Origin of the sequence: Candidatus Pelagibacter communis (genome assembly GCF_001180165.1) — a bacterium.
Taxonomy (GTDB): Bacteria; Pseudomonadota; Alphaproteobacteria; order Pelagibacterales; family Pelagibacteraceae; genus Pelagibacter; species Pelagibacter ubique_P.
This window is the reverse complement of the sequence record NZ_CVSQ01000032.1, coordinates 1-8,062: the sequence shown is the minus strand read 5'-3', so window position 1 is coordinate 8,062 and position 8,062 is coordinate 1. Positions and strand designations below refer to the sequence as shown.

Genomic DNA, 8,062 nt, shown 5'->3' with positions numbered 1-8,062 from the left:
ATATAAGAGCGCAAAAGATTATAAACCTAAAATAGAATGGTTTGAGGGAACATGGTCAAGATATAAACCTGAAAGAGGTAAAGATAAAAGAGGTATAACAGGGTTTGACGAAGATAAATTAAAAATAATTTCAGATAAAATAAATGGTATTCCAGAGGAAAAAAATATTCATAAGACTATTTCAAAAATATTTAATGCCAGAAAAGATAGTATCGAAAAAGGTAATGGAATCGATTGGTCTTCAGCAGAAGCTCTTGCTTTTGGATCTTTGCTTGAAGAAGGATATCCAGTCAGACTTGTAGGACAAGATTCTGGTAGAGGGACATTCAGTCAACGACACTCTGTTTTAAGAAATCAACTAGATAACTCTAGGTATGTTCCTCTTAATAATATTTCTGATAATCAAAAGCATTTTGAAGTAGTAGATAGTTTTTTATCTGAACTTGCGGTTTTAGGTTTTGAATACGGTTACAGTCTTGTGGAACCAAACACTCTTACTCTTTGGGAGGCTCAATTTGGTGATTTTGCAAATGGAGCTCAAGTAGTAATTGATCAATTTATTGCGTCTGGGGAAAGAAAATGGAATAGAGCATCTGGTATAGTAATGTTGTTACCTCATGGATATGAGGGACAAGGACCAGAACATTCTTCAGCAAGATTAGAGAGATTCTTACAATTATGCTCAAACGACAATATGCAGGTAATGAATTGCACAACCCCAGCAAATTACTTTCATGCTTTGAGAAGACAAATGCATAGAAGTTTTAGGAAGCCTCTAATTGTAATGACACCAAAATCACTATTAAGAAATAAATACTGTGTATCAAATTTAGAGGATTTTAACAAAAACAATACCTTTCATAGAGTTCTATGGGACCATGCTATTGACCCTAAGTCTAAAGGATTTATTGAACTAAAAGAAAGTTCTAAAATTAAGAAAGTAATTCTTTGTTCTGGAAAAGTATATTTTGACTTATTAGATGCTAGAGAAAAGCTAAAAAGAGATGATGTTGTGATGTATAGAATAGAACAATTATATCCATTTCCAGCAAAAGCTTTAGTTAAGGAGTTAAAACCTTATGCTAAAAATGCTCAATTTTTTTGGTGTCAAGAAGAACCAAAAAATATGGGTGCCTGGTTTTCAGTAAGAGATTATATCCAATGGACATTAGACACTTTAAAGGCTAATAATAATAAAATTTCTTATATAGGAAGAAGCCCAGACGCAACTCCTGCAACAGGATATGCCAAAAGGCATAATTCTCAACAACAAGAAATAATTAACAAGGTATTTGATTAATTTTAATGAGTGAAAAAATAGTAGTCCCAGTTCTTGGCGAAAGTATAACAGAAGCGACTGTTGCAAAATGGCTAAAAAATCCAGGCGATGCAGTTGAAGCAGATGAGCCAATTGTTGAACTTGAGACAGATAAAGTAAATTTAGAAGTGCCATCACCAATCTCTGGAGTATTGACTGAAATTAATTCACAAGATGGATCGGTTGTTGAAGTAGGAGCATTATTAGGTTCTGTATCAGCAGATAGTGGGGCGGTTAAATCCACACCAAAAAAGAAAGAAGAAATAAATAAAGAACAAATTACTCCTAAAGAGAACAATGTAATAAAATTAGATGCTAGTAAAAAAGAACCAAAAATATTTGAAGAAAAAGAAATCAAAACATCTAAAGAAAAAGAAATCAAAACATCTAAAGAAAAACCTCTAGTCTTAACAGAGGAAGTTAAAACAGAAGTTGCTCCAAAAAGAGATATGAATCCAACCTTGTCTCCAGCAGTGAGAAAAATAGTTGCTGAAAATAATATTGATATTAATTCAATTCAAGGCTCAGGCAAAGATGGAAGAGTTTTAAAAGGAGATTTAATAAGTTTGATGGGTGCAAATCCAAAACCATCTGAAAGAAAGATTCAATATGGTGAAGAAGAACGAATTAAGATGACTAGGTTGAGACAAACTATTGCGAAAAGATTAAAGCAAGCCCAAGAGAATGCCGCTCTTTTAACGACATTTAACGAGGTTGATATGAGCAGTGTAATGGAAATGAGGAAAGAAAATCAAGAGGATTTCCAATCTCGTTATGGGATAAAATTAGGATTTATGTCTTTCTTTGTAAAAGCATGTGTGGTTGCTTTAAAAAATTTCCCTGCCGTAAATGCTGAAATAGATGGTGATGAAATTATCTACAAAAATTATTACAATATTAGTTTTGCTGTTGGAACAGACAAAGGTTTGGTTGTTCCTGTTTTAAGAAATGCAGATGAATTATCTTTTGCTGATATTGAAAAAAATATTAAAGAAATTTCAGAAAAAGCTAGAGACGGAAAGTTAACCATTGAAGATCTTCAGGGGGGAACATTTACGATAAGTAATGGAGGTGTGTATGGGTCTATGCTTTCAACTCCGATACTAAATTTACCTCAATCTGGAGTGCTAGGTATGCATAATATAGTAGAAAGACCTGTTGTTGTAGATGGTGAAATCAAAATAAGACCAATTATGTATTTAGCATTATCATATGATCACAGAATTATTGATGGAAAAGAATCTGTATCTTTCCTTAAAATGATTAAAGAAAACTTAGAAGACCCTAGAAGGTTGTTTTTAGATATTTAAATGTCAGAAAAGTTTCAAGCTGTAGTTATTGGAGGTGGACCAGGTGGTTATGTGTGTGCAATCAGACTTGCTCAATTAGGATTAAAAACTGCATGTATAGAGTCTAGAGGTTCTTTGGGAGGTACTTGTTTAAATGTTGGTTGCATCCCATCAAAAAGCCTACTTAATCTGTCTGAAGAATTTCATAAAGTAAAAAGTTTAGCAAACAAAGGTATTGAAGTTGGTGAAGTAAAATTAAATTTAGACAAAATGATGAAAAGCAAAGATAAAGCTGTAACCGTTCTTACAAAAGGTGTTGAGTTTCTTTTGAAAAAAAACAAAGTTACTTATTTTAAAGGACACGGAAGTTTTAAATCTAAAAATGAAATTTTAATAAGGGATGATAAAAATAAAGAAACCATCATCCAAACAGAAAAAACAGTTATTGCAACAGGATCAGTTCCAGTTTCATTACCAGGAATAGAAATAGATGAGAAAACAATTGTCTCATCAACAGGTGCTTTAAAGTTAGAAAAGGTACCTAAGAAAATGGTTGTAGTAGGAGGAGGCTATATAGGATTGGAGATGGGATCTGTATGGTCAAGACTTGGAGCTGAGGTGCAAGTTGTTGAATTTTTAGATCATATTACACCTGGAATGGATAAAGAAATCTCATCAGAATTTATGAAAATATTAAAAAAACAGGGAATGAAATTTAATATGCAAAATAAAGTTGAAACAATTAAAAAAAATGCAGCTGGTGCAGTGGTTTCAACAGTAGATAAAGACGGTAATAAAAATAATTTTGAGTGTGATGTTGTTTTGATTTCTGTTGGTAGAAAACCTAATACAGATGGTTTGAACCTAGAGTCTGTAGGAGTAGATCTTGATGAAAGAAATAGAATTAAAACTGATAAAATTTTTAAGACTAACGTTGAAAATATTTATGCAATAGGCGATGTAATTGTTGGTCCAATGCTTGCACATAAAGCGGAGGACGAAGGTATAGCAGTTGCAGAAAACATAGTTGGTCAATCTGGACATGTAAATTACGATACAATCCCAGGAGTAGTTTATACAACACCAGAAGTAGCATCAATCGGTAAAACTGAGGAACAATTAAAAGAATTAAATAAAAAATATAAAGTAGGGAAATTTTCGTTTATGGCTAATTCAAGAGCTAAGGCCATAGATGATGCGGAAGGTTTTGTTAAGATTTTAGCTGATGAGCAAACAGATAAAGTATTAGGTGCACATATAATTGGACCTCATGCAGGAGAATTAATTGCAGAGATTGGTGTTGCAATGGAATTTGGTGCAAGTGCAGAAGATATCGCCCGAACTTGTCATGCTCATCCAACATTTTCTGAAGCAGTTAAAGAAGCTGCTTTATCAGTAGATAAAAGAGCAATACACTCTTAATTTTTTTTCATATTATAAAAATATGAAATATCCGATTCTTGTACCAAATATTTTTAATCATCCATTCACTTATGAAAGTAGTTTAAAACTTAAAGTTGGTGATTATGTAATGGTACCTTTTGGAAAATCAAAAATTACCGGTGTTGTTTGGGACGAATTTGAAAAAAATAACAATAAAAATTTTAAGACTAAAAATATAATCAAGAAATTAGACGTTACTCCGTTAAAAAAAAATACAATAAATTTTTTAAATTGGTTTGCAAAATATAATCTTATCCCAAAGGGTATGGCTTTAAAGTTAGTACTCTTAACTAGTAATGCGGTAGAGAACAAAGAAAATCAACTTTATCAAATATTTGATAGCAAAATTAAACAAACCTTAATCAAGCTATCTAGTGATCAAAATAAATCTCTAAAAAAAATGAATGCTTCAAATAAAAAATTTAGAGTTCATGTTTTACAAGGCACAACTGGATCAGGAAAAACTTTAGTTTATTTTGAAGCATTAAAACCACTGATAGAGAAGGGTTTTCAAGGATTAATTTTATTACCAGAAATAGGTTTAACTAGTCAGTTTGAACAAAAATTTTTAGAATATTTTGGTTTTAAGCCCGCAGTTTGGCACTCAGGTATTTCAAAAAAAAAGAAAGAATTAATTTGGAGCGGCGTTTCTAATGGTAAGATAAAAATAATTATTGGTGCAAGGTCTTCATTATTTTTACCATTTAAAAAATTAGGAATAATAATTGTTGATGAGGAACATGATCAATCATTTAAACAAGATGAAGGCATAACCTACAATGCTCGTGATATGGCAATTTCTAGAGCATCTTTTGAAAACATTCCAATAAATTTGATTACTGCTGTTCCATCAATAGAAACTTTTGAAAATATTAAAAAGGGTAAATACGAGGTTTCTAGAATAAATGAAAGATATCAAAACGCAGCTTTACCTAATTATGAAATTATTAATTTAAATAATACCAAACTTGAAAAACAATCATGGCTATCAAATAAAATTATTGAAAAAGTTAATTCACATTTAGAAAAAAAAGATCAAGTTTTGTTTTTTTTAAACAGAAGAGGTTTTTCTCCAAATGCTTTATGTAATAAGTGTTTTACAAGTTTCACATGTCCAAATTGTAGTATCAATTTAGTTTATCATAAAAATAAAAATAACTTATTATGTCATTATTGTGGATACAAATCTGATCTTAAAAGGGACTGTACAAAAGAAGGCAATTGTGAATTTATCTTCAGCGGCCCTGGTGTTGAGAGAATTTCAGAAGAGGTAAAAAGAAAATTCCCTGGAAAAAAAATTGAGATTTTTTCAAGTGACACAATGAATAAAAAAGATTCTAAAGAAAAAATAGATAAAATTATAAATAATGAAACGCATATTTTAGTTGGAACTCAATTAATTTCGAAAGGTTTTCATTTTCCAAGCTTAAATTGCATTGTAGTTGTTGATATTGATCTTTCATCTCAAGGACATGATTTAAGAAGTGCAGAAAAAAATTTGCAGCTCTATCATCAACTTTCAGGACGTGCAGGAAGAACAGGAAAACCAGCAACGGTATATTTTCAAACTTATGAAAATAATACTAAGATGATTTCAGAAATTACAAGTAAAAATCCAGATATTTTTTTAGAAAGAGAACTAGAGATAAGAAAAAAAAATAAACTACCTCCATTTCAAAGGTTTATTTCTTTAATCCTAACGGGAGATAATGAAATTAAATTAGAAAAAGAAGCTATTAATTTTAAAAATTTCATTGAAAATAAAATTGAAGGAAAAATATTAGGGCCTGTGAATGCCCCATTATTTAGATTAAAGAGAAAATTTAGAATTAGATTTTTAATCAGAGGCTTAAAATCCATGAAACTACAAAGCTCTCTCGCAAAAATTATTCCAAAATATAAATTTTCTTCTGGAATAAAACTTTCAGTTGATGTTGATCCAATTAACTTCAATTAACCGCAAAAAAGAGGCCTTTTTTGCGAATCCGCTACTTGAAGACATAAGGGTCATATGCTATTTAGGGCGTGATTTTTAAATAATCTTCAACATTATAGAGGAACCAAGTTGAGTAAAGACACCGGATTTTCAATAACTTCAGCTGAAAGGTATTCTCTTGCGCTTTTTGAACTTTCAGAGGAAAACAATCTTTTAAGTCAGATCGAAGATCAGTCTTCATCTATTCTTAATTTAATTGAGCAAAGTGAAGATTTTTTTAATTTGATTAAAGATCCAACTATAAGTCAAGAAGATTTATTAAAAGTAATCAATACAATCTCTGAAAATAATAAATTTGAGGCTTTATTTAAAAATTTTTTAAGTTTCTTAATTCAAAAAAGACGTTTCTTTTTTATTGAGCGTATTCTTAAAAGCTTTATTGAGATTTGTTCAAGAAAAAGAGGTGAACTTAAGGCAGAATTAAAATCAGCAAAAGAATTATCTAATGAAGAAATTGCAAAAATTACAGAGGAGTTAACAAAAAATTTTAGCTCAAAAATAAAATTAAACTACAAACATGACGAAAGTTTAATAGGAGGTTTGGTAGTACAAGTAGGAAGTACTATGGTCGATACCTCAATTAAAAATAAATTACAACAAATCGAAAATAGAATGATAGAGGCATAAATGGAAATAAATCCTTCAGAAGTTACAAAAATATTAAAAGAACAAATTAAAAATTTTGGTGATAAAGCGGAAGTCACAGAAGTTGGTCAAGTTTTATCAGTTGGAGACGGTATTGCTAGGATTTATGGGTTGGATAATGTTCAAGCTGGTGAAATGGTAGAGTTTGCAGATGGTTCAAAAGGTATGGCTCTAAACTTAGAAAGTGAAAACGTTGGTGTCGTAATTTTTGGTGATGACAGAAATGTTAAAGAAGGGGATGTAGTAAAAAGAACGGGTAATATTGTTGATACTCCAGTTGGAAAAGAATTATTAGGAAGAGTAGTGGATGGTTTAGGAAATCCTATTGATGGAAAAGGACCATTAGATAAAGGAATTAAAAAAAGCAGGGTTGAAGTAAAAGCTCCTGGTATTATTCCACGACAATCAGTAAGTGAACCAATGCAAACTGGTCTTAAATCAATTGATAGTCTAGTTCCGATTGGAAGAGGGCAAAGGGAATTAATTATCGGTGATAGACAAACTGGTAAAACAGCAGTTGCAGTAGATGCAATTATTAATCAAAAAAAAATCAATGAATCTGGTGATGAAAAACAAAAACTGTATTGTATATACGTTGCAGTTGGACAAAAAAGATCAACAGTAAGACAAATTCAAAAAACATTAGAAGAAGCTGGAGCTATGGAGTACACAACAATCGTTGCTGCTACTGCGTCGGACTCTGCTCCTTTACAATTTTTAGCACCATACACAGGTTGTGCTATGGGAGAGTATTTTAGAGATAATGGAATGCATGCGTTGATAATTTATGATGATTTGTCTAAACAAGCAGTTGCTTATAGACAAATGTCATTGCTATTAAGACGACCTCCAGGACGTGAGGCTTATCCTGGAGATGTATTTTATCTTCATAGCAGATTACTTGAAAGAGCAGCTAAATTAAGTGACGAACATGGAGGTGGATCACTTACTGCACTGCCAATTATTGAAACACAAGGAGGAGACGTATCCGCGTTTATTCCAACTAACGTTATTTCAATTACAGACGGACAAATTTTCCTTGAAACAGAACTATTTAACCAAGGTATAAGACCTGCAATTAACGTAGGTTTATCAGTATCTAGGGTTGGTTCATCAGCTCAAACAAAAGCGATGAAAAAAGTTTCTGGTTCAATGAAACTAGAGTTAGCACAATACAGAGAAATGGCAGCTTTTGCTCAATTCGGATCTGATTTAGATGCATCTACTCAGCAGCTTTTGAATAGAGGCTCTAAACTAACTGAACTTTTAAAACAAAAACAATATTCACCGATGACTGTTGCAGAACAAGTTATTTCAGTATTTTGTGGAGTGAAAGGTTATCTTGACGATATTGATTTAAAAGACGTTGCT

5 protein-coding genes and 1 pseudogene are annotated in these 8,062 nt (G+C 31.4%); all 6 read left to right on the top strand.

The annotated features are described in order from the left end of the window. Positions 1–1,300: pseudogene (gene sucA / locus AMN88_RS02040) on the top strand (2-oxoglutarate dehydrogenase E1 component); the annotation flags it as partial. 5 nt (positions 1,301–1,305) lie between these two features. Then, positions 1,306–2,628 (top strand): 2-oxoglutarate dehydrogenase complex dihydrolipoyllysine-residue succinyltransferase, encoded by a 1,323-nt coding sequence (gene odhB, locus AMN88_RS02035; RefSeq protein ID WP_075536199.1) that lies wholly within the window; start codon positions 1,306–1,308, stop codon positions 2,626–2,628. Further along, a complete protein-coding gene (gene lpdA, locus AMN88_RS02030; protein WP_075536198.1) occupies positions 2,629–4,029 on the top strand; it encodes a dihydrolipoyl dehydrogenase in 1,401 nt (466 codons plus the stop codon). Positions 4,030–4,051: 22 nt separating this feature from the next. Then, positions 4,052–6,007: a replication restart helicase PriA gene (gene priA / locus AMN88_RS02025; RefSeq protein ID WP_075536197.1), complete on the top strand. Its 1,956-nt coding sequence runs from the start codon at positions 4,052–4,054 to the stop codon at positions 6,005–6,007. Between the two features lie 108 nt (positions 6,008–6,115). Further along, entirely contained in the window at positions 6,116–6,673 is a 558-nt protein-coding gene (atpH, locus tag AMN88_RS02020; protein WP_075536196.1) for an ATP synthase F1 subunit delta, read from the top strand. Continuing rightward, the coding region (gene atpA, locus AMN88_RS02015) for a F0F1 ATP synthase subunit alpha (RefSeq protein WP_075536195.1) at positions 6,674–8,062 on the top strand (1,389 nt) is incomplete at its 3' end.

Excerpts from the sequence above, each read along its gene's own strand:
- odhB (WP_075536199.1), top strand. The coding sequence starts at position 1,306 with ATGAGTGAAAAAATAGTAGTCCCAGTTCTTGGCGAAAGTATAACAGAA.
- lpdA (WP_075536198.1), top strand. The coding sequence starts at position 2,629 with ATGTCAGAAAAGTTTCAAGCTGTAGTTATTGGAGGTGGACCAGGTGGT.
- priA (WP_075536197.1), top strand. The coding sequence starts at position 4,052 with ATGAAATATCCGATTCTTGTACCAAATATTTTTAATCATCCATTCACT.